At 46.0% G+C, this 1,040-nt stretch carries 2 protein-coding genes; both read right to left on the reverse strand.

Annotated elements, in window-relative coordinates; all coding sequences use genetic code 11:
• A partial coding sequence (locus R7E42_RS25570) for a DeoR/GlpR family DNA-binding transcription regulator (RefSeq protein ID WP_318073321.1) occupies nt 1-428 on the reverse strand: 428 nt, incomplete at its 3' end.
• Between the two features lie 91 nt (nt 429-519).
• Complete coding sequence (locus R7E42_RS25575) at nt 520-909, reverse strand: VOC family protein (RefSeq protein WP_015312891.1); 390 nt, start codon at nt 907-909, stop codon at nt 520-522.
• Between the last annotated feature and the right edge of the window lie 131 nt (nt 910-1,040).

Genomic DNA, 1,040 nt, shown 5'->3' on the forward strand with positions numbered 1-1,040 from the left:
TCGCCTTGGTGCTGATACACGCCACCCAACAAGATAATGTTGGCCGATGTATTGCGGATAAGATGCGCAATATAGGCCGATGGCGTAATGATAGTCACGTCGCCACGCTCGGCTAACGTACGAGCCAATAGCGCATTTGCACTGCCCCCTTCAATCAGCACCGTCCCATTCGGTGCGACCAAATCCGCGGCTTTGTTAGCAAGTGTTTGTTTAATATCAAAACGCACTTCTAAGCGGGTATCTATATCATCACTTTGCAGTGCGGTAGCAGCGCCGTGAACTCGCTTTAAGTAGCCCTGTTGCTCAAGAAAATTCAAATCCTGCCTGATGGTCACGCCCGACACGCCGATGATGTCAGAAAGCTCCGTGACTTGAACGCGTTTACGGTCATTCACTAATTGCAGAATTTCATTTTGTCTTGGGTTCACAGGCTCGCTCCTTATTGATGAGCTTGCAGTATACGCCCGAATACTTTCATAGGAAAGCAGCCTGTGAACAGGGGCAATAAGCTAAGTCACGTTAAACGGTAAGCTCAATACGGTTGCCATCTGGATCTAATACGCAGCTTTCGTAATAACCATCGCCAGTGTATCTCGGCCCGTCAATCCTTTGATAACCATCTTCCACCAAGGTTTTGGTTATTTGGTCAACGGCCTGCTCTGATCCTAATGCGAAGGCAAAGTGTGCCAACCCTGTTACTTGCATCGCGTGAGAGTTTTCACAGGCGCTCACTCCTTCCATCGACATCAACTCCAATCGAGCACCACTTTCAAACGAAAGAAAATAAGACGAAAAGTGCTTCTTCGGATTGTGGTATTTATCGTTGGATACGGCGTTAAAATATTTCTCATAAAAGCCTTTCAGCTCTTCCAAACGCTCTGTCCAAATCGCGACATGTTCTATTTTCATATTGGCTCTCTTCGTAAGTATTTGTGATTCAATAATTGCTGGCATTGGCATCAAATCTAACGAGGACGACTTGAATGAAAAAGAGAGCAAATCACTGCAACCTTGTTCCTGTTTTATGGTAGGAGTTGTGA

The sequence above is a fragment of the Vibrio sp. Vb1337 genome, assembly GCF_033338715.1.
Lineage (GTDB): Bacteria > Pseudomonadota > Gammaproteobacteria > Enterobacterales > Vibrionaceae > Vibrio > Vibrio alginolyticus.

What these genes read in the sequence shown, in the direction of transcription:
- R7E42_RS25575 (WP_015312891.1), bottom strand. Translation starts at nt 909, where the DNA reads ATGAAAATAGAACATGTCGCGATTTGGACAGAGCGTTTGGAAGAGCTG.